The sequence below is a fragment of the Arthrobacter sp. B0316-1-20 genome (assembly GCF_059091865.1).
In genome coordinates, this window is record NZ_JBNHHC010000010.1 from 1 (window position 1) to 22,631 (window position 22,631).

At 64.1% G+C, this 22,631-nt stretch carries 19 protein-coding genes; 9 read left to right on the plus strand and 10 right to left on the minus strand.

Going from position 1 to position 22,631, the window contains the following annotated elements; genetic code table 11:
• Positions 1–1,353: 1,353 nt before the first annotated feature.
• Complete coding sequence (locus AC5RW2_RS17310; protein WP_493962788.1) at positions 1,354–1,635, minus strand: hypothetical protein; 282 nt, start codon at positions 1,633–1,635, stop codon at positions 1,354–1,356.
• On the minus strand, positions 1,635–2,792 hold the full coding sequence (locus AC5RW2_RS17315) for a 3-ketosteroid-9-alpha-monooxygenase, oxygenase component (RefSeq protein WP_493962787.1): 1,158 nt from the start codon (positions 2,790–2,792) through the stop codon (positions 1,635–1,637). The genes AC5RW2_RS17310 and AC5RW2_RS17315 overlap by 1 nt, the downstream gene beginning before the upstream one ends.
• 197 nt (positions 2,793–2,989) lie before the next feature.
• Between AC5RW2_RS17315 and AC5RW2_RS17320 the strand changes: the two genes are divergently transcribed.
• Positions 2,990–4,546, plus strand: a complete 1,557-nt coding sequence (locus AC5RW2_RS17320) for an FAD-binding protein (RefSeq protein WP_493962786.1) — start codon at positions 2,990–2,992, stop codon at positions 4,544–4,546.
• A 497-nt stretch (positions 4,547–5,043) separates the two neighbouring features.
• On the opposite strand, the gene AC5RW2_RS17325 is transcribed toward AC5RW2_RS17320, so the two are convergent.
• Entirely contained in the window at positions 5,044–5,631 is a 588-nt protein-coding gene (locus AC5RW2_RS17325) for a TetR/AcrR family transcriptional regulator (protein WP_493962785.1), read from the minus strand.
• Positions 5,632–6,011: 380 nt separating this feature from the next.
• The gene (locus tag AC5RW2_RS17330; protein ID WP_493962784.1) at positions 6,012–7,361 is read right to left on the minus strand and encodes an MFS transporter; all 1,350 of its coding nucleotides are present in this window, start codon (positions 7,359–7,361) and stop codon (positions 6,012–6,014) included.
• A gap of 165 nt (positions 7,362–7,526) precedes the next feature.
• On the opposite strand from AC5RW2_RS17330, the gene AC5RW2_RS17335 reads away from it, so the two are divergent.
• Positions 7,527–8,618 carry an MBL fold metallo-hydrolase gene (locus tag AC5RW2_RS17335; RefSeq protein ID WP_493962783.1) on the plus strand — a complete coding sequence of 364 codons (1,092 nt, stop codon included), beginning with the start codon at positions 7,527–7,529 and terminating at the stop codon, positions 8,616–8,618.
• Between the two features lie 103 nt (positions 8,619–8,721).
• Here the strand turns inward: AC5RW2_RS17335 and AC5RW2_RS17340 are convergent, their stop codons facing one another.
• Positions 8,722–8,850 (minus strand): hotdog domain-containing protein, encoded by a 129-nt coding sequence (locus AC5RW2_RS17340; RefSeq protein WP_493962782.1) that lies wholly within the window; start codon positions 8,848–8,850, stop codon positions 8,722–8,724.
• 294 nt (positions 8,851–9,144) lie between these two features.
• Between AC5RW2_RS17340 and AC5RW2_RS17345 the strand changes: the two genes are divergently transcribed.
• The 3 genes from AC5RW2_RS17345 (at position 9,145) to AC5RW2_RS17355 (ending at position 12,559) form a co-directional block, all read left to right on the plus strand.
• A complete protein-coding gene (locus AC5RW2_RS17345; RefSeq protein ID WP_493962781.1) occupies positions 9,145–9,888 on the plus strand; it encodes an SDR family NAD(P)-dependent oxidoreductase in 744 nt (247 codons plus the stop codon).
• Positions 9,889–10,590: 702 nt separating this feature from the next.
• Complete coding sequence (locus AC5RW2_RS17350; RefSeq protein WP_493962780.1) at positions 10,591–11,310, plus strand: SDR family oxidoreductase; 720 nt, start codon at positions 10,591–10,593, stop codon at positions 11,308–11,310.
• A 28-nt stretch (positions 11,311–11,338) separates the two neighbouring features.
• Positions 11,339–12,559 carry an acetyl-CoA C-acetyltransferase gene (locus AC5RW2_RS17355; protein ID WP_493962779.1) on the plus strand — a complete coding sequence of 407 codons (1,221 nt, stop codon included), beginning with the start codon at positions 11,339–11,341 and terminating at the stop codon, positions 12,557–12,559.
• Between the two features lie 1,190 nt (positions 12,560–13,749).
• On the opposite strand, the gene AC5RW2_RS17360 is transcribed toward AC5RW2_RS17355, so the two are convergent.
• The 3 genes from AC5RW2_RS17360 to AC5RW2_RS17370 all read right to left on the minus strand — a co-directional run bounded on the left by AC5RW2_RS17360 (position 13,750) and on the right by AC5RW2_RS17370 (position 17,244).
• The gene (locus tag AC5RW2_RS17360; protein ID WP_493962777.1) at positions 13,750–15,369 is read right to left on the minus strand and encodes an AMP-binding protein; all 1,620 of its coding nucleotides are present in this window, start codon (positions 15,367–15,369) and stop codon (positions 13,750–13,752) included.
• A gap of 247 nt (positions 15,370–15,616) precedes the next feature.
• A complete protein-coding gene (locus AC5RW2_RS17365) occupies positions 15,617–16,375 on the minus strand; it encodes a CoA-transferase subunit beta (RefSeq protein ID WP_493962776.1) in 759 nt (252 codons plus the stop codon).
• Complete coding sequence (locus tag AC5RW2_RS17370) at positions 16,375–17,244, minus strand: CoA transferase subunit A (RefSeq protein ID WP_493962775.1); 870 nt, start codon at positions 17,242–17,244, stop codon at positions 16,375–16,377. The genes AC5RW2_RS17365 and AC5RW2_RS17370 overlap by 1 nt, the downstream gene beginning before the upstream one ends.
• 114 nt (positions 17,245–17,358) lie before the next feature.
• Between AC5RW2_RS17370 and AC5RW2_RS17375 the strand changes: the two genes are divergently transcribed.
• Both AC5RW2_RS17375 and AC5RW2_RS17380 read left to right on the plus strand, forming a co-directional pair.
• Positions 17,359–18,099, plus strand: a complete 741-nt coding sequence (locus AC5RW2_RS17375) for an SDR family NAD(P)-dependent oxidoreductase (protein WP_493962774.1) — start codon at positions 17,359–17,361, stop codon at positions 18,097–18,099.
• Positions 18,100–18,149: 50 nt separating this feature from the next.
• Entirely contained in the window at positions 18,150–18,965 is an 816-nt protein-coding gene (locus tag AC5RW2_RS17380) for an aldo/keto reductase (protein ID WP_493962773.1), read from the plus strand.
• On the opposite strand, the gene AC5RW2_RS17385 is transcribed toward AC5RW2_RS17380, so the two are convergent.
• Positions 18,962–19,405, minus strand: a complete 444-nt coding sequence (locus tag AC5RW2_RS17385; protein ID WP_494074329.1) for a VOC family protein — start codon at positions 19,403–19,405, stop codon at positions 18,962–18,964. The two genes, AC5RW2_RS17380 and AC5RW2_RS17385, sit on opposite strands and share 4 nt — an antisense overlap.
• A gap of 50 nt (positions 19,406–19,455) precedes the next feature.
• Here AC5RW2_RS17385 and AC5RW2_RS17390 point away from each other — a divergent pair, with 50 nt between their 5' ends.
• Both AC5RW2_RS17390 and AC5RW2_RS17395 read left to right on the plus strand, forming a co-directional pair.
• A complete protein-coding gene (locus tag AC5RW2_RS17390; protein WP_493962771.1) occupies positions 19,456–20,202 on the plus strand; it encodes an SDR family NAD(P)-dependent oxidoreductase in 747 nt (248 codons plus the stop codon).
• A 58-nt stretch (positions 20,203–20,260) separates the two neighbouring features.
• Positions 20,261–21,031, plus strand: coding sequence for a glucose 1-dehydrogenase (locus tag AC5RW2_RS17395; RefSeq protein WP_493962770.1), 771 nt, complete (start codon positions 20,261–20,263; stop codon positions 21,029–21,031).
• Between the two features lie 485 nt (positions 21,032–21,516).
• Here AC5RW2_RS17395 and AC5RW2_RS17400 read toward each other — a convergent pair whose 3' ends face one another.
• Entirely contained in the window at positions 21,517–22,629 is a 1,113-nt protein-coding gene (locus AC5RW2_RS17400) for an acyl-CoA dehydrogenase family protein (protein WP_493962769.1), read from the minus strand.
• Positions 22,630–22,631 lie beyond the last annotated feature (2 nt).

The following is a 22,631-nucleotide window of genomic DNA, read 5'->3' on the forward strand; positions in this document are numbered from 1 at the left end:
CGCGCTGTTCCTCGGATAGTGAACTACTTGCCTGCATAAAACTGCTCCCCGGGAGTCGGAACTGAATTTCTCAGTCCAACTTCCGGGGAGCAGTTCAAAGGCAGCATGACCCCTTGACGAAGAACATAGGGACACCCCCCCGATTCCCCCGATGAGCGGCTGACCGTCTGCCGCAACCCCGCCCTGGCCAAAGACGGGCCGCCAACGCACCGAGCTGCTCGCAGCCACCGAAGAAGAACGCGCCGCCGTTGCCGCTGCCGTCAAGCGGGCCGGCTCACCGGGGCCGGGAAGATCGGATCCTTGCCGGCAAAATCATCCACATATACAAGATGGCCAAACACTTCGACCTGCACATCACCGACACCACGTCGGCCCCACAAGACGGCAGTAGGAGATCGAAGACGAGAGCGCGCTCGACGTGATCTACATCATCCGCATCTCTGTAGTCGCCGAGCGGATGGATGCGGCCGAAACCGTGCATGCCTACAAGTCGCTGGCCAAGGTGGAGAAGATGTTTGATCGCTGAAATCCGTCGGACTGCTGATCCGCCGGGTTTACCACCGTACCGAGGACAGCACTCGCGCCCACGTCTTCCTCTGTATGCTCGCCGGGCACCTGATCTGGCACTGTGCCACGTCTGGGCGGCGCTGACCTACACGGATGAGAACCAACCCGAGCCCGAAAAACCGGTCGCGGCCGGCCTATCCGCTCACCCGAAGCCGGGCCAAAAGGCTTCCACCCGCACCCTCGCCGACGACACCCGGCCTACAGCTTTCCGCGCCCTGCGGGGCCATTTAGCCACCCGGGCCCGGAACACCCTGCGCTCGACCGGCACCACTACCAACTTCGAACTCACCGCCCTGTCGACACCCGTCCAACGCCAAGTACAGGACCTCATCGACCAGCCTGAACACCTGGCGCAAGTAGAAAACCACCCACAAGAACTCCCGGAATCCCCGAAAACGCCGGGATTCCGGCGTCTCCGCTTAATGATCGATCCCTGTTGCCGCGATTGGCCGGAGGACTGCTCGCTGGGCACGAGCTCGAGGTAGGAGCCGATGGAGGAACCGGCGAACCCGGTCAAGGTCACATACGACGCGTAGGGCGCCGATTCCGAGCAGGATCCTGCTCCGGACCGGCCGTCCCGGTCATTCCGATCTGCCGAATCCGGGAACAGCCGCCCAACCGACAAAGCGCCGTCCGGCTTCGAGTGGAGCCGGACGGCGCTTTGTCGGTGCTCAGGCAGGGCGGGGGATGAATTCGAACCGCCAGGTGGGGCGACACACATGTCTGGTGACCGGAAGAGGGCCGGGAGATCCGGCCCTCTTCCCAGCCCCCGCTTCCTTCCGGAAACTACGCCGCGGGCACGTCCCGGTATATGACGTCGATCCTGCCTTCAAGAGAGGCTTCACTGATACTGTCCCGCAGCGTCTCGCAGCCGGCGAACTGTTCCACCGGATCATCCCCCCGGCAGGAGGCGGGGCGTTCCCGGCAGGCGTTCATGGCCTCCGCGGTCCACTGGATGCTGGTCTGCTGCCAGCTCGACTTGCGGACCAGCACTCGGGCGATGCATTCGCGGCAGGCCAGCGGCTGCATCGGCTTGTCCAGCAGCCTGTCATCAGTTGTCGCTTCCATCAGACCAGCTGCCCCGCTGCAGCCTTGCGCAAGGCCAGGTTGTTGGCTACTTCCTTCTGCCAGCTTTCCATCGGCCTGGTGGTATCCAGCTCGTACTCAAAGCGGTCCGTCATTTCCGGTTCAACGTCCGCAACGTCCCGGAAGAATTGTTCGTACCACCGCCGGAGCTGGTAAACGGGCCCGTCCTCCTCGCACAGGAGCGGATTGTCGATCCGGGCCTTGTTCTTCCAAATCTCCACGTCCTGGCCGAATCCATAAAGGACCCAGGCAGCCTGCTCGGACGCGATTTCGTCCGGGTCACCCTCCAAGTCCGGGTTCTTATCCACAATGATGCCGGACATAAGCACAAACGAGTTCGCATCTATGGGGTAGTGCGCATTGATCAGCACCGTGTCCAACTCGAACTTGTCATAAACGTAGTTCAGTTCATCGATCATGAAAGAAGGTCCAAAGTACGATGCCACGGAGTTGGTCCTCAGCATCTTCGGTGCATTGGGATCGGCATTTTCCGGGGCAAGATCTTCACGGACAATGCCGTCGAAATACTGGGTTGCCACATGGCCCTCAAAGACGTTCTTGAAGTAGGTGGGGAAGCTGCCGTGGATGTAGAAGAAGTGCGCCATGTCGACGATGTTGTCCACGACCTCGCGCGTGTTGGTGTGGACCACGATCTCGTTCCACACCCACTTTGTCCACCTGTCGGACGTCGCCCCCTCAATCCGGGGAATGATGACGTCCTCCGGCGGAGGATTGCCTTCGGGATCATTCCAGACAAACAGCAGGCCGTCCTGGTCCAGCGTCTGCCAGGTGCTGGTCCGCGCGCGCAGTGGAACCCGGCGCCCGTAGGGAATTTCCTTGCAGCGCCCATCGCCTCCCCAGCGCCAGTCATGGAACGGGCAAGCAATCTCGTTGCCTTTGACGGTGCCTTGCGAAAGATCCCCGCCCATGTGGCGGCAGTAGGCGTCCAAGACGTTGACCTTGCCGTCGCTGCCGGTGAAGATCACCAGCTTCTGGCCGAACGCGTTGATGGTGTGCGGCTTGCCGTCCTTGTACTTCTCCGACAGTCCCAGGCAGTGCCACCCCCTGGCATAGCGTGTTGGTACCTCGCTGGTTTCGATCTTCCTGATTTCGTCCTGCTCCGGCTCAACAGTGCTCATGTGGAATCCGTCCTTTCAGATACGCCTATTCGGACTCGAACGTCTCGAACCTGAAATCTAGGCACACCTCACGGCGCGCGCGGGGAGAAGTCCCGATGTGCGGGACAGGCAATGGTCCTGCTGGGTGGGACGGCCCGCCGACGGATGCCTACCGTTCTGGTTGTCTGGGTCCGTACCGGCCAACGACAGGAGGGGCAATGATGGAAAGCGAACAGGATTGGGACGGCGAGTACGACGTCGTCGTGGTGGGTTCCGGGGCGGGAGCCATGGCGGGGGCCTTCAGCGCAGCATCCCGTGGATTGCAGACAGTGGTGGTAGAGAAGACGGAACTTCTGGGCGGCGCCTCGGCCTATGCCGGCGCCTCCTGCTGGCTGCCCGGCACCCAGGTGCAGGAGAGGGCAGGGGTGGAGGACTCCACCGAGGCAGCAGAGGCCTATCTGGTATCCGTGCTAGGCGAGGAGCAGGCCGAACGCCGAGAAGCCTTCCTTGCGACCGCGCCTGAGCTGGTCAAGACGCTTGAGCATGATCCGGCGATCGAATTCTATTGGACCGCCTTTCCCGACTACTTTCCGGGCCCCGGCCGAATGGACCTGGGACGCTCGATGATGCCGGTAGACCTTCCGCGCGAGGAGATCGGTGAGCTGGCCGCCCTGGTGCGCCCGCGGGTGGAGAATGACCGCTACGGCGATCCGCATCCGGATGGCCCGCTGACCGCAGGGCAGGCACTGATCGGACGCCTGCTGCTGGCCTTCACCAACACCGGCAACGGCACCGTCCGCACTGGAACCGCGATGACAGGCCTCATCATCGAGGACGGGAGGGTGGTTGGCGTCAGCGTCGACACTGCCCACGGCCCGCAGCGGCTTCGCGCCGCCTCGGGAGTGCTCCTTGGTGCCGGAGGCTTCGAGGCCAACGGGCAGATGCGGCGGGAAAGCGGGACCCCCGGATCCGCAGACTGGACCATGGCTCCTCGTGGTGCCAACACCGGCACTGCCATCCGTGCCGCGCAGGCGGCCGGGGCCGTCGTCGAGCTGATGGATGAGGCCTGGTGGTGCCCCGGTGCAGCGCAGCCTTCGGGAAGTGCCGCTTTCACCCTTGGTCTCCGGGGCGGCCTGATCGTGGACGGAACCGGGAAACGCTACGCCAACGAGTCCCAGCCCTACGACCGGATGGGCCGCGAGATGGCGTCCGCAGCAGGGGAGCGCATTCCGTCCTGGTTCATCTTCGATTCGCGCTTCGGCGGGCAGCTGCCGGCCATTATGCGCCCGGACAATACACCGCCGGCGGATCATCTTGCCGCCGGAACCTGGATCCAGGCGGACAGCCTCGGCGAGCTGGCCGAACACACCGGACTTCCCGCGGATGCGCTGGAGGAGACCGTGGGGCGGTTCAACGGCTTCGCCGAAAACGGAATTGACGAGGACTTCCACCGGGGAGAGGACCCCTACGACCTCTTCTTCACCGACCCCTCGCATGGCCCCAATCCCGCCCTCGTAGCGCTGGACACGCCGCCGTACTTCGCCGCGCGCATGGTGCTCAGCGATCTTGGCACCAAGGGCGGACTGCGCACCGACCCGGACGCCCGCGTCCTCACGGACAGCGGGGAGCCGCTTCCCGGGCTCTACGCGGTGGGCAATACCAGCGCCTCCTTCTCCGGCCGCTTCTACCCCGGGCCCGGCATCCCGCTCGGCTCCGCCATGGTCTTCGCCTACCGTGCGGTCCAGGACATGGCCGCCCCGGCAGCTGCCGGCTGAGCATATCCATTGCCTCCGGCCTCGGATACATGAGGCGGGGGCCAGGACAGGGAGGGCACCGGCTAGGGAATGGGGCAAGCCCTATCTTCGCTGATGCGCAACGCAGAGACCCGTTTCCCCAACCCTCCGGCGCCGTCCCGTTCTGCTCCAGCCCGTCCAGGAAGACGACGGCGACGTCACCGGAGAGGTCCTCATAGGAGTATTCCGGGGAGAGCCGGGGAACCGTCGGCCGGTCACCCAGGTCTAGTCGTGCATCATCCCGTGCGCCGCCTTGCCACCCCGGGAATGCGCCTGCCCGAATGCCCCTCTCGGGCGTTTCCACCCAAGCGTTTCCACCCGGGCGTGTCACGGCGGGCCGTTCTGCGCCGCTGACTCTTGTCGGATGGTTCCCTCGGTGTCAAGAGTTGTTGAAACTGCCCGCCAATGCTCTCCACCCAGACGGTTATTTTCGACAAGTGGCGAAATCACACCCCAGTGGTCTCAGCGGGCTACTGGAACTAGGCCATCAACCCATCGAGAAAAAGAATGGCGCAATCGTCGGCTAGCCGGTCCATCGAATATGTCGATGACGGCTTGAACCATCGGGCAGTCAGCCAAATGGAATCGCGCAGCAGCCGGTGGACAACGTGTGCATCGAGATCTTTTCTAAAAATACCAGCGTCGAGGCCGCTTTCTAGGGTGTCAACCCACATCCGGGCGATCTCGCTACTAATTGCACGGGCTCCCGTGGCTTTCGGAAGCTTCTGAACGTAGGCGACTTCATTCTGATAGATCTGCGTAGCATTCGGGTGGTCCTGGATGATCTCCAGGGTCACGCGAATGAGGCTCTCGAGGGTGGCACGCGGGTCAAGTTCGCGGTCAATCACGTTCTGGTAGCGGCCCTGCAAGTCGGCGAGGAAGCGCTGGAGTATCTCCTCAACCATTTCGTCCTTTGACACAAAATAGTGGTAAAGGCTGCCTGAGAGTATGCCCACGGACGCCGAGATGTCTCGGACCGATGTCGTTCCTATCCCCTGGACTGCGAAGAGTCGGGCGGCGTTGTTGAGGATCTCGGTCCGACGGTCAGGCGCTGTCTTTCCAGCCATGGTTACTCTTTCCGGGTTGGAAGCTGATCACACCTGGCGGTGGATCGAAGGATCATGAACAATCCTAGCAACTAACCAAGCGCTAGTTTTTAGGACACTCTCTGGCGGTCTGGGCTATAGCGGCCAGGGCTTCGTGTTGCGGCAGGAGTGATGCCCGTAGAGCGGTTCTGTGAAGCATGGCGCTTCATCACGCACGGCACACGTGAAGGGTCTGAAAACGGACATGCCGCGGCGTAGGACTTCCTCCTCGGGCAAAGCTTGATGACAAGGGCGGAAGTGGCCATGCCGCGGTGATACGGTCACGCGGCGAATCATGACCGATAAAAGGTGATCCTGATACCAGTCGCACCGTATCAATGGGAGCCAAACGCTTGCTCGAGTCATGCCGCGACATTGCCTGGTTCCGGTCGTGCGGACGGCAGCAGGACGGCCAGCAGTGCGGCGATACCGCAGCTCGTCGCAATTGCCAAGAAGGCGATGCCGAGACCGGTGCCGTTCAGGAATTCGACACCGCCGGCATCGACGGCGAACGCCGAGATGAGTAATGCAAAGACCGAGCTCGCCGCGGCTCCAGAGAGCGCACGGACGAGTGAATTGATGCCATTCGCTGATGCCGATTCGGCTGGGGGCACGTAACTCATGATGAGGGCGGGCATGGCTGCGAAGCTAAATGCCGTGCCGACACCCACGAATGTCGCCCCGATCAACACGGTCGCCAGTTCGTCATGGGTGAGCAGGCGAAAAACGAATGACAGCGACATGATCAGCGAGCCCAGTGCGAGCACCGGCCGTCCGCCGAAGCGATTTAACAGCAGTGCGGCCACCGGGGCGAGCGCGATCATGGCGATGGCCGCAGGGATCATGGTGAGCCCAGCGCCGAGCGGGCTCAGAGCAAGGCCGGCTCCGGTACCGACCGGAGCCTGAACCTCGTGCACTGTGAGTAGATGATTGCCGAACATGCCAACAGCGGCAAAAAACGTCGCGAGATTAGTTTGCAAGACGGGGCGTCGAAACGAGGTCCTCAGATCGACGACGGCGTTCGGGTGCCGCAGCTGGAGTGGCACCCAGACGATGAGAGCCACGATTCCCCCCGCGGCCACGGACAGGAATAGGCCACTGTTCCACCCCCAGACAAGCCCCTTGGAGATGACGAGCAGGATGCAGGCGAGGGCGACCGTCAGAATTGTCGCCCCGACCAGGTCGAATCTACCGCCGGTCTGTGCACTTGATTCGCTCACGGTAAGCAGTATGCCGATGCCAGCGATCGTTCCGGCGATCGCCGAGAACCAGAACAGTGCCGCGATCCCGAGATTTTGGCTGAGCACGCCAGAGAGCAGCAGCCCTGCAGCCGACCCCATGCCGACCGTGGCACTCATGAGCGCCATGGCCGAGCTCGCCCCCTCGGACGAGAGTTGATCGCGCAACAGGCTGATGCCAATCGGAATGATCGAGGTGGCGAAGCCCTGCAGGGCGCGCCCGATTAGTGCGGTTGGAAACGTCATTCCGAGGGCAGCGATCACCGAGCCGAGGACGAGCAGGCCGAGCGAAATCAGGAGGAGCCGGCGTCTCCCGTACATGTCGGCCATCCTTGTCAAAATGGGCGTCCCGACTGTTCCTGTGAGAAGCGTGATCGTTATCAGCCACGCCGCGTCATTGGTGGAGGTGTCCAGCGAGGCGGCCATCGCATGCAGCGAGGGCACGACGAGCGTGAACTGCAGGGAGGAGAGCATCCCACTCGCGGTGAGAATGGCGATAGCCAGTCTCTGGGCGCTTTGGGGGCGGTTCCCGGGCATGTTGTGGTTTCCGATCGTTTCAATGACCTGGTCAACAAGCTTGACTGGGGAAATGTTAGAGGTTTAGCCGGTTTCGGCCAAGCGCTTGCTAGTCTAGTCGATATGAGTGGCCAAGTAGCAAGCTGTGTCCGTCCGACCAGCATCACGCAGGTGGCAGCGCTCCAGGCCGGGGAACTGCCTCGGCCGGAGCGTGTCGCGGACGGCGTGTGGGCGATTGCTGCCCCGATACCCGAGGGGCCCATCAGCCACACGCTGAGCTATGTTCTGATCGGCGTCGGCTCGAAGTTCCATCTCGTCGACCCGGGCTGGGACTCGCCGGAGAACTTAGCGGCGCTTTGTCACTCATTGGGGGTGATCGGCCTATCACTGCAGCAGCTCGAGACCATCCTGGTCACCCATCACCACCCCGATCATCTCGGCATCGCAGCCAGGCTCAGGACCACCACGGGAGCAAAGATCGTGCTCTCCCGCAGGGAACGCGCGGTGCTCGCGCACCAGGTCAGCCCGGAGCGTCGCGATCCGGCGCACTACGCCGGGGTGCTGGACTCCTGGGGTGTGCCCGAAGGGCGCCGTGGGGAGCTCATCGCATCTTTTGCTCGTGCACCGCTGTACTCGGATATAGAGCCGGACCTGCTCCTGCGCGACGGCGACACGCTGGAGCTGCACAGCCACCGGCTGAGTGCTGTCGCGACCCCCGGCCATACTGGAGGGCATCTGTGCTTCGTCGACCATGGGCGCGCCGTCGTCTACAGCGGTGACCACGTTCTGCCGCAGATCTACCCGGGGATCGGGCTGGGGGCTCTCTCCGGCGATGAACCACTCGGTGACTACCTCACCTCGCTGCGGGCCCTGGGACCGATCGCCGACTACGAGGTTCTACCCGGGCACGAGTTCCGCTTCCGGGGTCTGGCCGCGCGGGCGGACGCCATCGCCAGACATCACCTGCGCCGGACGCAATCCGTCGTAACCCTGCTTACGGAGCTGGGTGACGCCCCAGTGTGGGAATATGCACGGCGCTTGTACTGGACCGCCGGATGGGACAACCTCGAAGACTTTTTCCTGCACTCGGCCCTACATCAGACCGAGATGCACGTCGAGCTGGTCCGGAGCGGCCTAGCAACCGACATGATCGCGAGGCATTCAGGACCGGATGCCGCCTGGCCGCCGGCGTCGCCATCAGGCGTCGGTGGCTAGGTGCTCGCGCAGGATCTCGGGGGTATGCGGATGGTCACTGATTGAATGAGACCCTGACAAGCCAGTTCGAGGCCGTAGCAACGAGTGTGCCGTCGGCACAGCGCTACATCGCGAAGTCTAAGCGGATCGAGGACGTGCCGATCTCACCGACGCGTAGTTCAATCGTGATCTCGTCGAAGAGCCGGGCCGCCTCGAGATAATTACAGCGCGTCGCGCGAGACCGTCCACCCAACCGAATTACTCCAACAGCGTGTCTTGCCGGAACCCGTGAAGGAACAGCCTTTCGGTTTGCAGCGCCTCCATGCGGGGGAATTGGTCACATGCCGGCCGCCCCGACAGCAACTTCGAATGGGCGAGAGGCGCCCCGGCGCACCAGCACACACAACGGCTGAGCTACGCAGACACCGACCCCGCTGGAATCCACCTTCCTCGCCTTCGCGAAATACCACGGTCTCTGGGCCGCGGGCCCACGCTGAGTTAGTGTAATGCACAAGCAAACGCTTGGTTGCAGTACAAGGAGCATCACGTGATCTCACCAGACTTCGGATTCCATCCGGGCGACGCCATCATAATCACCGGCGCTGGAAGTGGTATCGGCCGCGCGACGGCGCTGCGGGCATCCCAGCTCGGGCTGCACGTGAGCGCCTGGGATATGAGCGCGGCTGGATTGGCGGAGACTGCTGCGCTGATCCGTGCCGCAGGCGGCGACGTTCACACGGTGGTCGGGGATGTCGCCGATGAGGCCGTCGTCGCGGAAGGCCTCAAGGCCGCGAGCGGCGCACTGGGCCAACTGCGATACCTGCACAACAACGCAGGCCCGTCATCCGCCGCACCGCTGGCTTTCGATGACGCGCTGGGCGTCAGCGTCGGCAGCGTACGCCGGCTGACTGAGGCATGGGCGGCTGGTGGGCTCCCCAACGGTGCCGCGATGGTGGTAACCACATCGGTCGCCGGTAACGTCGTCGGCACGGAGGTCGACTGGTACTCGGCCTCCAAGGCCGCGCTGATGGGTTATGTGCGGCACACCGCCGCCCATCGGGCGGCACTGTTTCGCTCTAACGGCGTGGCGCCAGGCATGACGGACACCCCCCGGCTGCAGGGCTTCACCGAAAGTGACCGCGGGCAAGCCGTTCTCAAGCGCATCCCGCTCGCGCGCATGGCGAGCCCGGATGACATCGCCTTTGCGGTACTGTTCCTGCTCTCGCCGCTCGCTTCCTACATCAACGGTGTGTTCCTGCCGGTCGACGGAGGATGGACTATAACGCAGTAGCAGCAGAGGAGCGCCGTCGCTCGCGGGCCGCTCGTTAGCGCCCACTGGAGGCGAGGTGTACTCCTTGTCTGCCAGCGCCAGGTCAGGCCGACTATATACGGCCGTTCCGGGAAAACGCCGGCGGCCAAGATGGTCTCCAGCGCTGTTTAGGAAATGACTTTTCGGCGGCTTGGCCGGCAATGAGGGCCATGTCCACCCCGCCAGCAGGTCCCGTTCGTGGAGCCTCTGCCACTGCTCGGCGGTGCTGCCGAGGATCACCGTCGACGCCGACCGGAAGTCGCCAACATTGTTGTCCAGCAAGTCGGACCCGTCCGACGGCCCAATCACATATCGGGGCATATGGCGTATCGACGCTCGCCTGCTACGTGATGTCTCCGACGAGCACCGTGCAGCGGCCGCTCACAGCTGCGATGTCCGAGCTGGTCGTGGCCGCCGCAGCGTCCCAGCCTACTAGGATCCCTTGGTCGCCGCTCGACGCAAAGCGCCGCTGATGGCCCTGCTCATACCGTCCCGTCCGGTGACAACAAGTACCGTGTCGAGTCGGACGCGGAGAAAGTTGACGCTAGGGCGGATAAAGCAAAGCAAGCACTTGTTTGGTATGATTGGCGAGTTGCACCGTGGCGGAAGAAGGGCAGGGAGCGGATGCCGATTGTTATCGATCTCACAGGATGGGTCGTACTCGTCACAGGGGGAGCCCGCGGCGTGGGCGCCGGCATTGTTGAGGCTTTCGTCAACGCCGGCGCCAATGTGGAGATCTGCGGCAGAACAGGGCCGGAACCATCCGAGACGTTGAGTCGGCCCCCCGTGCAATACAGCCGTGTCGACGTGCGCGACGATGAGCAGGTGCGGGGGTGGGTCGCCGATGTCGTCGGTCGCCGCGGGCGCATCGACGTCGCCGTCAACAACGCCGGTGGCTCGCCATTCGGACGCTTTGAAAGTGGCTCGGCGCGCTACCAGCGCGCAATCACCGAACTGAACTTCCTGTCGGCGGCCCACATGGCCAGTGCAGTGCACCCGATTATGATGGCGCAGAAGCAGGGCGGCTCGATCGTGAACATCACCTCGATCAGTGCCCGCAGGCCGAGCCCCGGCACCGCAGTCTACGGCGCAGCGAAGGCTGCGCTCGATAGCCTGACTGGCAGTCTGGCCGTGGAATGGGCGCCGCGCATTCGGGTAAATGCCGTGAGTTGCGGGCTCGTGGCTACCGAGGGCGCCGTCGACCACTACGGCAATGCCGAGAGCTACGCCCGGATTGCTGCGACGATTCCGCGCGGGCGGCTGGCCGACCCCAGCGAAATCGGGGCTGCATGCGTCATGCTGGCTTCTCCGCTGTCCAGCCACATCACCGGCGCCGTTCTTGACGTCGACGGTGGCGGCGAGTGGCCTGCATTCCTGGCCCACACCCCGAACGCAATTCTCTGAATCCGAATGAAGAAGAAGGAGCACACTCATGACCGAGGCAGTAATCGTTTCTGCAGTACGTTCGCCCATCGGTCGGGCCAACAAGGGCTCGCTGCGTGAGATGCGAGGCGACGACCTCGCAGCCCAGATGGTCCGCGCGGCGCTCGATGCCGTTCCCGGGCTCGATCCCAGCACTGTCGATGACCTGATGATCGGATGCGCGCAACCGGCCGGCGAGCAGGGGTATAACATCGCGCGCATGGTCGCCATGCAGCTCGGTCTCGAGTCTGTTCCTGGAACAACCGTTCACCGGTACTGCTCATCCTCCCTGCAGACCACCAGAATGGCGTTCCACGCGATCAAGGCAGGCGAGGGCGACGTTTTCATCTCGGCAGGCGTCGAGACCGTTTCGCGTTTCGGCTTCGGCAAGTCCGACGGCATGCCCGACACGAAGAACCCGGCGTACTTCGAGGCGATGGAGCGCACCAAGGCCCTGGCCGCAGATCCCCACGCCCGCTGGAGTGATCCGCGCCAGCGAGGAGAGCTGGCCGACATCTACATCGCCATGGGTGACACCGCCGAGAACGTCGCGCAACTGCGCGGGGTCTCCCGTGCTGCGCAGGACGAGTGGGCCGTGCGAAGCCAGAACCGTGCGGAGGCCGCTGCGGCCCGCGGCTTCTGGGACAAGGACATTACGCCGGTCACGCTGGCCGACGGCACAGTCGTCTCGACGGATGACGGTCCGCGCGCCGGTGTGAGCATCGAGAAGCTCTCGACGCTGCAGCCGGTGTTCCGGAAGCACGGCACAGTCACAGCTGCCAACTGCTGCCCACTCAACGACGGTGCCGCCGCCCTCGTGATCATGAGCGATCACCGGGCTGCCGAACTGGGACTGACTCCGCTGGCGCGCATTGTCTCGACCGGTCTCGCGGCGATGACGCCAGAGCTGATGGGTCTCGGCCCCGTCGACGCGGTGCAGCGTGCATTGGCGAACGCAAAGATGTCGATCTCCGACATCGACATCATGGAACTCAACGAGGCCTTCGCGGCTCAGGTTCTACCCTCGATCGACGACATCGGCATCGACGCCGACAAGGTGAATGTCAATGGGGGTGCAATAGCGCTCGGCCACCCATTCGGCATGACTGGGGCGCGCATGACCACGACCGCAATTCACGCCCTGCAGGAGCGCGATGAGCAGTTCGCAGTGGAGACAATGTGCGTTGCCGGTGGGCAGGGAATGGCCCTAGTTCTTGAGCGCCTGAGCTGACGGCGAGGGATTGCTCCGATGCACGCCTGCGACCGGGAGACGTTGCCCTAGCTGTTCGATCTGTACAAGCCCTGACGGGATCGATCATCACGCGACCACCTCGCACCGCCTCTGGCTGGAGAATCCTCGAACGGTGGGCCGTGCAATGTTACTTGACCGAGGTCGCTGGCGGGTCTAAGGGTGGACCTCCAGCGTGGTTCGCTGCGGCCAATGTGGCGCTGCCGAGCGATCCCACAACGCAGCTCGACGGCCAGATCCTGCGCTTCGATGGTCCGAGCATCGGCCTGATTCCGCCGCCGCAGGTGGCGGCGTAACCGAGGAGCGACGTCGGATTCCGCGAGTGGGTGCAGTCCCAAGTCTCGCGGCCGCAAGGCGCGCGCGGCTAGCCTGGATCAACAAACTCGTTGCCGGCCGGAGCGCTGTATACGCCGAAACGGTGCCCGCTAACGGTCAGAAGGACCGGTTGCGGTCATCGAGCTGTTACGTGCAGCCGAAGGGGGACCGCATCGCGCCCGACGGTGAAGTGCCGGTGCCCAGACGGGATATCAAGATGCCACGCCTACGGTGCCGCAGGGTGACCTGGATCACCGGGTCGACCGCTGCGTTCAGGCAGCCGTCCATGGTGGCCCTGTCACGGTTGCTTCACGGATCCTGACTTCGACTATCGTGCCAGCCCTGGTGTTTACGACCTGTCCCTGCCTATTCGGAGACCGGCATGACTGTGCCCTGTGCCTTCTCATATGGGGTCCGGGGCTTGACACCGTCGTCGGCGCAATCTGAGCGCGTCAGCGGCCGCAGCGGATGCGTCGGCCTGACCGATGCGGATGATACGCCCGCCTAGCTGAATCTGCCCCTGCCAGCTGAATCCCCTGACGCTGCCTTTCGTATCGCAATTTTGATGTTGCCGTACGCGTGCGCCAAAACACAGCCGTGTGCACTGGGCTTGGCGCGGTGCCCCGGCAAAGGCAGGCCGCCAACCGCCGGTACAAGAGCCCGCCGTTCCCATAAACGTCGATGCCGAGGCGTCGAGGGCAGGAGGTGGCGACAATCCTTCAGCCGCTTCAGGCTTTGGGGCGAAAGCGGTACCCCCCTGCGGCGCCGCCCGCGTTCACCTGCCGGCGGGCGTTGCCCTGCCGGTGTCTAATCCAGCAATGCCGATAAAGAGGCACTTTAGCGGCGAATTAGCGAGCTCAATCGACGCTCGAGTGCACGGTTGACAGGTCCGACTTCCTAATCTTTCCGGTGCCGTTGCGCGGGAACTCATTGACGATCACGAACTCGCGCGGCACCTTGAAGTTGGCCAGCCGGGCCTTACAGAATTCCCTGAGATCCTCCGCCGTTGGCATCGGATGGGCGTCGTGCAGCAGCACAACGTAGGCCCGGCCGACCGAACCCATCCTGTCGTCGTCGATGCCGATAACAGCGGACTCATTGACGGAGGGATGCTGCCGCAGCACGTTCTCGATCTCTGCCGGGTAGACATTGAACCCGCCGACGATGAACATGTCCTTGAGGCGGTCGGTGATCTTGAGGCAGCCGTGTTCATCCAGGCGGCCGATGTCACCGGTGTGTAACCAGCCCTCCTTGTCGATGGCGGCGCTGGTGGCCTCGGGGTCTTCGAAGTAGCCAAGCATGACGTTTTCACCGCGGAGCAGGATCTCGCCGTCCTCCCCGGTGGGGAGATCTCTGTTGCCAGCATCCACAATGCGGATTTCGGTGCCAGCAACGGCCGGGCCCGTTGTCTGCTTGGCGTGCTCGAGAGCCTCACCTTGCCGTGAGAGTGTTGCGACGACGCATTCGGTCAGGCCGTATGCCTGCGCAACCGTGCGGAACCCCAAGACCTCAACCATGTCGCGGAAGAGGGTCTCGGGAGCCGTTGTTGCGCCGGCGATGGCGAAGCGCAGTGATGAGGTGTCAAAGTTGCCGAGATCGGGGTGATCGAGCAATGAGGTGAAGATCGTCGGCACGCCGGGCAGCACGCTGATGCGCTCCGCTTGGATCAGGCCCAGCAGCTCGGAGGGGTCGAACGTCTCGACCGGGTAGATCGTGGCACCGGCCAGGAGTGATGAGATTATTCCCGCCTTGTAGCCGAAACCATGGAAGAACGGGCCCACGATCGCGTAGCGGTCCTCCTGTGAGAGCTGTGCGCCCGCCGCCCATGCTCGGGCGACACCCAGTGTCTGTCGGTGTGCGCTCATCACGCCCTTGGGAACCCCCGTCGTGCCCGAGGTGTAGAGGATGTCAGCGACATCGTCGGGGACGACGGCGGCGACGGCTGAGCTCTGACGCCCGAGGCCGACGCTGACACCGGATGCGAGGAACGACGTCCAGCTCGTTTCGCTCGCGGTGTCTATTTCACTGTCGAGGTTCACGACGAGCCGGAGTGCCGGCAGTCCGGGGACAGGCGTATCCGATGCCCTGCCATCCGCGAGGGCGTCCCGCAGCGCCTTCATCGGGCGGCGGCCGAGGAAGCTGTCGGCAACAATTAGCACTGATGTTCCGGAGCGTTTGAGGATCACGGCCGCCTCATGGCCGGTGTAGCGCGTGTTCAGGGGCACGACCACGGCGCCGATCGATTGGGCGCCGAGCATTGCGAGGATGAAGTCCAGGCGGTTCGGGGACCACAGCCCGACACGGTCGCCTCGCTGCACCCCTTGGGCGAGGTAACTTCGCGAGACCGCGGAGACACGATCATTGAGCTCGCTGTAGGAGACGGCGGATCCACCCACGACCACGGCCGGGTGATCGCCGAGACTTGCCATATCGGCGAGCAGTTCGGGGATGGTCTGTGCGTCCGAGAGGTGCATCATGTGAATCCTTTCGTTACCGGTGACTGCCGAGAATCTGGGGGCATGGCCAAACGGCAAGCGCCTATAGTCCGAGAGAGTCGAGCAAACACTTGGGCGTGGCGATCGGCAGAGATTTGATATTAATGAGCAAGAAGGTGGACGGCTTCACTACTGCGAGAAGATCCTCGACGAGATCCTGCGCAGCTTCATGGACGGGCTGCTGAATGGATTCGAGGAGACCTGCCAACTGGAACGGCGGGGAGGCCGGTCAATTCGGCACTTCCGAGGTCCTGGCTCCGTGTGGATCCAGAACCTCACGGATGAGCCGCAGTTCCTCGGCAGTGGGGATACGGGTGGGCGGGGCTCCGTCGACCTCCAGGGCGAATCCTGTGTTCTGCGCCACTGCCTGCGGATCGACACCCGGGTGGATCGAGAGTACGGTAACAAGGCCGTCTTCGTCGTAGCCGAGCACGGCGAGGTTCGTGACGATCACACCGAGGTGATGAAACCTCAGTGCGGAACCGGTCGCGCGCGCCCTGTCATTGCCAACGCCGGAGACCATGTCGACCGACTCCACGAACAGGCGTGCGCTGTGGCGCGATATCCAATAGTCCACGCGATGGTTGGCCGTGTTGCCCGGCGCGCCGCGCACGCCAATGAGCTGACGCTTGGGCTTGTCCCAATCGCCGATCAGCGAGATGTTCTGGTTCCCGTATCGGTCGATCTGGCTGGCCCCCATGATGCTCTGGCGCCGACCGGTTGCGATAATGTCGAAGATGCGGCGGAACGGGGCCCAGCCCTCAACGACCCCGCCGGACGCAGCGGACTTGCCGATGGGCGGCGGCTCGCTCATCATGAAGGCCTCGCCGTCGCTCAGGATGATGTCGGGGGAGTGCGTGAGCTTGGCCAGCCGCGCACCGAGCGTCGGAATCGTGCCGACGGCGTGCGCGAGCAGCTCCCCGGATTCGCGGTAGGTGTCCGAGCACGCGGCGATGCAGATCTCGGCTATGGTGACGTCGTTGGCCATTAGTTCTTCTCCTGTGCAGCTGCGTGGAAACGGGCGACTGCCTCGTGGTAGCCGGCCTCGTCGCGGTCGATGAACTCGGCAACGAAGGCGCGCCAGCTTTCCGGGTCTTTCGCCGAGTTTGCGTAGTGCCTCTGGAACGGCTCGTCGCGACCGTAGTCCGGTTCGCAGGTGGTGAAGTGCGCACCTCTGGGGGTCTCGGTAATGCCCGTGACGTACATCCGGCTGAGCATGAGGGTGTGGAACGAGCCCTCGTTCAGAAGCTCCTCCGTCTGGATGATGCGTTCCGTGCTCACGAAGGTGCGCGTGGCGGCCATGGCAAAGAGGTCGTCGAAGTACGGGTCGGGTCCGAGGAACTGGACGTTGCCGCCGCTGTCGGCGCGATTGACGTGGATCAGTGCGACGTCCAAGGGAATCGCAGGTACCGCGACGTACTCGTCGTCGGAGTAAGGCGAACGAATGGTTTTCAGGTGCGGGTTCGCCGTCATCACGTCGGAGCCAAGCCCTGCCAGGGTGGGCAGGAACGAGAGGCGGGATGCCGCGGCGCGCAGCCCGCTAACAAACATGCCCTCGTCGTACTCGTCGATCTCCAGTTCACCGCGCTCGCGTGCGGCGGTAAACAGCGGATCCAGCGGGATGCTGTCGAGCGAGACGAAGCCGTAGATGAGCTTGCGCACCTTGCCTGCCGCGACAAGCAGGCCGACATCTGGGCCGCCAAGGGCGACAATGGTGAGGTCCGTCACGTCGCTACGCAGCAGCTCCCGAACCAGGGCCATCGGCTTGCGACGCGACCCCCACCCCCCGATGCCAATAGTCATTCCTGACTCAATGGACGCAATCGCCTCACTGAGTCCGATCCTCTTGTCGGGCATCCCCTGCTCCTCTTCTTTCCGTAACGCATCAAATCTAGCGCTTGTTTGGTTTTAAGACTAGCATGGTCGCACGACGCCACGACGGGCGCCGTAAAACGTCAGGGAGGACGGCAAATGCGTGAGGCAGAGATGCCAAGGGAGCACATCATCGTGACTGGGGGTGCCAGTGGGATTGGAGCTGCGGTCGTCGAGCTTCTCGCCGCACGCGGGGCACGGGTGACGATCTTTGATCTGCAGGAGCCCGCGCGATCATCCGAGCCGGCGCACGCAGGATACTTCGCCGTTGACGCCTCCGATGAGGCTGCGGTGCAGGATGCAGTAGGGGCGGCGCAGGAGCGCTGCGGCGTCGCGACCGGCATCGTGCTCTGTCACGGCATCCGCGGTGAATTCGTTCCCGCACTCGAGCTTGACCTCGACCGCACGCGCCGGGTTCTCGACGTGCATGTGCTCGGCACGCTCGCCGTTAGCCGTGAGGTGGTTCGGCGACTTGAGGGAAGATCGGCGTCGATCGTGACGGTGTCGTCGACAACCGCCTTCGGTGGTTGGGAGAATCAATCCGACTATGGTGTGGCCAAAACTGCTGTTCGCAAGCTCACCGAGAACCTGGCGATCGAGTGGGCATCGCTCGGGATAAGGGTCAATTCTGTCGCACCTGGTCACACCCTGACGCCGATGGTGCAGGAGATGATCGACGGCGGTTATGACCCGGCCGAGGTCTTCGCGCGAACACCGCTCGGACGTTTCGCTACCCCGCAGGAGATGGCCGCGAGCATCGTGTTCCTTTTGCTGGACGCAACTTTCGTTACCGGCCAGTGCCTCGCCGTGGACGGCGGCTGGACGGCGGCTGGAAAGTGAGCGGGCTCCCGGTGCGCAGGCTCGGGGATCTGAGCGTCTCCGCAATCGGCATGGGTGCCATGACCCTCACCCAGGTCGAGGGTTTCGATGCCGCAGGGGCGGTTCGCGTGGTGCACGCCGCACTCGACACGGGGGTGACGTTCTTCGACACGGCGGACAGCTACGGGCCGAGCGGAGCCTATGGCGTGAATGAGCTCGCCCTGATCAATGCCGTGCGCAGCTATCCCGGCGCGCTCGACCGCGTCATCGTGGCGACCAAGGGCGGTCACACCCGCCACGAGAACGCCAGCTGGTGGATCGACGGGTCGGCCGCGCACTTGGCCCGCGCCGCCCGCGAGTCCGCCTCACGCCTCGGCCTCGACTCACTCCCGCTTTACCAGCTTCATCGGCCGGACCCCAGGGTCGATTATGCCGAGTCGATGGGCGCGCTGCGCCAACTCGTCGACGACGGCGTCGTGCAGCGCGTTGGCGTCTCCAACGTCGATCCCGCCCAGCTGGCCATCTCGTTGGGCGTGCTCGGTGGCGCGCTCGTCAGTGTACAGAACGAGTATTCCCCCGTTGCTCGCTCCGAGGCTCCGATGATCGCCCTGTGCGAGCGGCACGGGCTGGCGTTCCTGGCCTGGGGGCCGCTTGGCGGGATGCGGGCGGCGAAGGGCCTGGGGCAGGCCTCGGGCGCCTTCGCCGAGATCGCCGCGGAGCGCGGTGTCAGCCCGCAACGGGTGGCAATCGCGTGGGCCCTCGCTGCCTCGCCGGCGCTGATTCCTATACCTGGCGCTAGTCGTGTCGAGAGCGTTCGGGACACTGTTGCCGCAGTGGACCTCGAATTGACGCCGGACGAGCTGCGTCGACTGGACGGCGACGCCTAGTGCGGAGCCTCGAGGAGCTCGACCCGCAGCCTGTCGGGGCCGATCAGATAGACATAGCGGTAGCCCTCGAGCGGTCCGTCGGTTGCGATCTTGGGGTTGGAGGTGGCATGCACCCCACGGGCGCGCATGTGTTCGAGCGTGGCATCCATGTCGTCGACGACGATCGCGGGATGCGCCGAACCCGCCTTCCCGTTGTCGGGATCGATGCTTTCGCCCGATCCGCCGCGATACTCTGCAAGCTCGATTACGGCGTCTCCGCCCGGCAGAGTCACGAAAGCCAGGTGCACTTCGATGCCCGGGTGACCAGTGACGGACTCGACGGCCGGTCCGCTCTTAATCAGTGGGCCGACGACCTCTCCGGCCGTGAGTTCCCGGTAGAACTCGATTGCGGTGTCCATGTCGCTCACCGTAATGCCCATGTGATGAAGTCGACGCGCCATTGCTTCCCCTATCAAGCGTTTGTTAGGCACTATACTACTGGAGGAAAACCATGAAGACGAATACCCCGATCATTGAGTTGCGCGACAGGGTCGTGCTGATTACCGGTGCCGCCGGCGGGCAGGGCCGTGCGCACGCCGCGCTGCTGCACGGCCTCGGTGCCCGCCTTGTGCTGACAGATGTCGACGCGGCTGGCGTGACCGCTCTGGCCGCGACCTTCGGCGGGGATGCGATCGGCCTCGCACACGACGCAGCGTCGCCCGCCGAGTGGGACACGGTGGTAGACGCTGCGGTGAGGACGTTCGGGCGTGTGGACGTGCTGGTGAACAACGCCGCCTACTGCCCAATCGCACCGCTGGCGGAGACGAGCGAGCGAGCGATCAGGCGCACCATCGACGTCAACCTCATCGGACCGATCCTGGGTATGCAGGCCGTGCTTCCCGCCATGCGCGAGGCCGGTGGCTCCATCATCAACATCTCCTCGACGGCGGCAATTGCCGGCTACGCGGGGCGGGTGCCGTACGCGGCGTCCAAGGGGGGCCTGCGCAGTGCGAGCCGATCCGTGGCCAAGGAGTACGGTCAATTCGGCATCCGGGTCAATACGATCTGCCCCGGCGCAGTCGACACCGCCATGATCAGCGAAGACACCCGCGCGGGCGTCGGGTTCATTGCGAACATCCCAATCCCACGGGCGGGCAGGCCGGAGGAGATCTCGAATATGGTCGCATTCCTCGCCAGTGATGCGAGCAGCTATTGCACCGGCCAGGACTTCATCGTCGACGGCGGAGTGACCGCGTGACCCGGCGACAGGAAGATCCAGAGAGCCGCTTCGTACACGAATTGAGGGGTAACCAGGCATGCCCCACGATCTGAAGAGCAAGGTGGTACTCGTATCGGGCGGTGCGCGAGGTCTTGGCGAGGCATTCGCGAGAGCGATCGTCGCATCTGGCGGACGGGTTGTCATCGCAGACATTCTCGACGCGGAAGGTCGCACCCTCGCCGATCAACTCGGATCTGCAGCGAGGTTCGCTCATCTCGACGTGACCGACGCTGAGCGATGGCGAGAAGTCGCCGCTTTCGCAGTGGCGGAGTTCGGCGAACTCAACGGTCTCGTCAACAACGCTGGTGTGACGACATCGCGCTGCACCGTGGCCGAGGAATCGCCGGAAGATTTTGCCCGTATCGTGCGGATCAACCTCGTGGCCGTCCACACGGGTATGCACACGGTCATTCCGCATATGCGCACAGCGGGAGGCGGCTCGATTGTAAACATCTCGTCGGCCGCCGGGCTGATAGGAATGGCAAGGACGGGGGCATACGGGGCTGCGAAGTGGGGCGTGCGTGGCCTCACCAAGGTCGCTGCCGTCGAGTTGGCTTCCGAACGCATCCGAGTGAATTCCGTCCATCCGGGTGTCATCATCACACCCATGACCGCCAAGATGGGCCTGACCGCTGAAATGGGCGGATTCACGAACAATCCCAGTGGGAGAGCAGGGCACCCTGAAGAATTGGCAGGCGCGGTCACCTATCTGCTATCCGACGATGCGAGCTACACGACTGGTTCGGAGATCGCTGTTGACGGGGCTTGGACAGCCGGCCCCACCGCGGAGTATATCGCCGGCCGGTAACGGCAACCCTCAGCTGGCCGAGTCAAGATTGTGCTTGATTCGGCCAGCTGCTCCAACTCGAGCGGGGCATCCGTCGGTCGGCGTCGCCTCTGGAAGGCACGCCCGCGCCACTCGCCGAGTTGGGCGAGACCCGCTCAGACGGTTCGCCCTGAGGCCGTCTTAGCTGCCACGTCCGCAAGGGGCGACGGATGCCACGGGGCGAGCAGTGCGCGGCCCGCTTCCGAACCGTTCAGAAGCCGGTTCACTCGGCGCTCCACGAGCCTGCGTTCGGCGCCGTGTAAACGGGCTGCAGATCGCGTTTGAGCGCGTCCCGGTCCTTCTTAAGGAGTGAAAGACTTATGGAAGTGCGTCAGATGAGGGGAGGAGAACCGACTGCGGCGCTCGACCCCGGTACAGCGAGAAGAATGAACCGGGGGCGGATGCTGCTCAACCTTCCAGTCGTTTAGCTCAACCATCTTGGCGGCTCTGCGCGGCTTCGCCCCGCCTTAACCCGGGGTGATGCCCAGCAGCACGCCCAGGCGACGGCGGTGTTCGCGTGCCTGGCCGAACAGGTGGCTCGTGGCGTGCGCTCGCTTGAAGACGAGCTGGGCATCATGCTCCCAGGTGATGGCAATGCCGCCGTGCATCTGCACGGTCTCGGAGGCGACGTGATCGAGGGCGTCCGAGCACCATGCTCCGGCAGATGCCGCACGCTCCGGCAGATCGGCTGCATCCGTTCCAGCCGACCAGGCCGCGGCCCAGGCAGTTGTGCGCGCCGTCTCCACCTGCACCAGCATGTCGGCCATGCGGTGCTTGAGCGCCTGGAACGAGCCGATCGCGCGGCCGAACTGCACTCGCTGCATGGAGTACTCCACCGTCATGTCGAGCCCGCGCTGCGCCGTGCCCGCCTGCAGACAGCTGACGGCGACGATGGCGACGTCGCGAATTTTCTCCAGTGCGGAGGCAGCGTCCAGCATAAGCGGCCGCGCAATGACCCGGTTGAACGTCATGGTTGAGAAGCGGAACGTCGTGTCCATCGCCGGCGTGTCAACGCGCCGGATCGCGTCGGCATCGAGCACCTCGAACAGCCCTACGCCGCTCGGGGTCGTCGCGACGGCGATGACGACGTCGGCGCTGCCGCCGTCGAGCACGAGCGTTGCCGTGCCGTCCAGCGTCCAGTGCTCGCCAGCCGTGGCCACGATGCCGGAGCCCGCCGTGCCCCAGGGCCCGTGCGCGTCGGCCCAAGCCAAAGTTGCAATGGAGCTGCCGTCCGCGATGCCGGGAAGCAGCCGCCCGCCAGCTTCCGCATCACCAGACTCCAGGATCGCGGCGGCGGCGAGCACCGCGGAGGCGAGCAATGGGCTGGGGGCCAGGTGGTAGCCGAGTGCCTCCAACACGAGGCCGGTCTCGAACCAGGTGAAGCCCGCCCCGCCGTACTCTTCCGGAATGGCGAGCGAGGCCACACCGACCTCTTCAGTGAGTAGACGCCACAGTGAGAGGTCGTATCCGGCCTCGGATGCGGATGCTGCCCGCACCGCGGCGGAGCTTGCGTGGCGGGCGAGCACCGCACGCAGTGTCCTGACGAGCTCGTTCTGCTCATCGGTCAGTGAGAAATCCATGG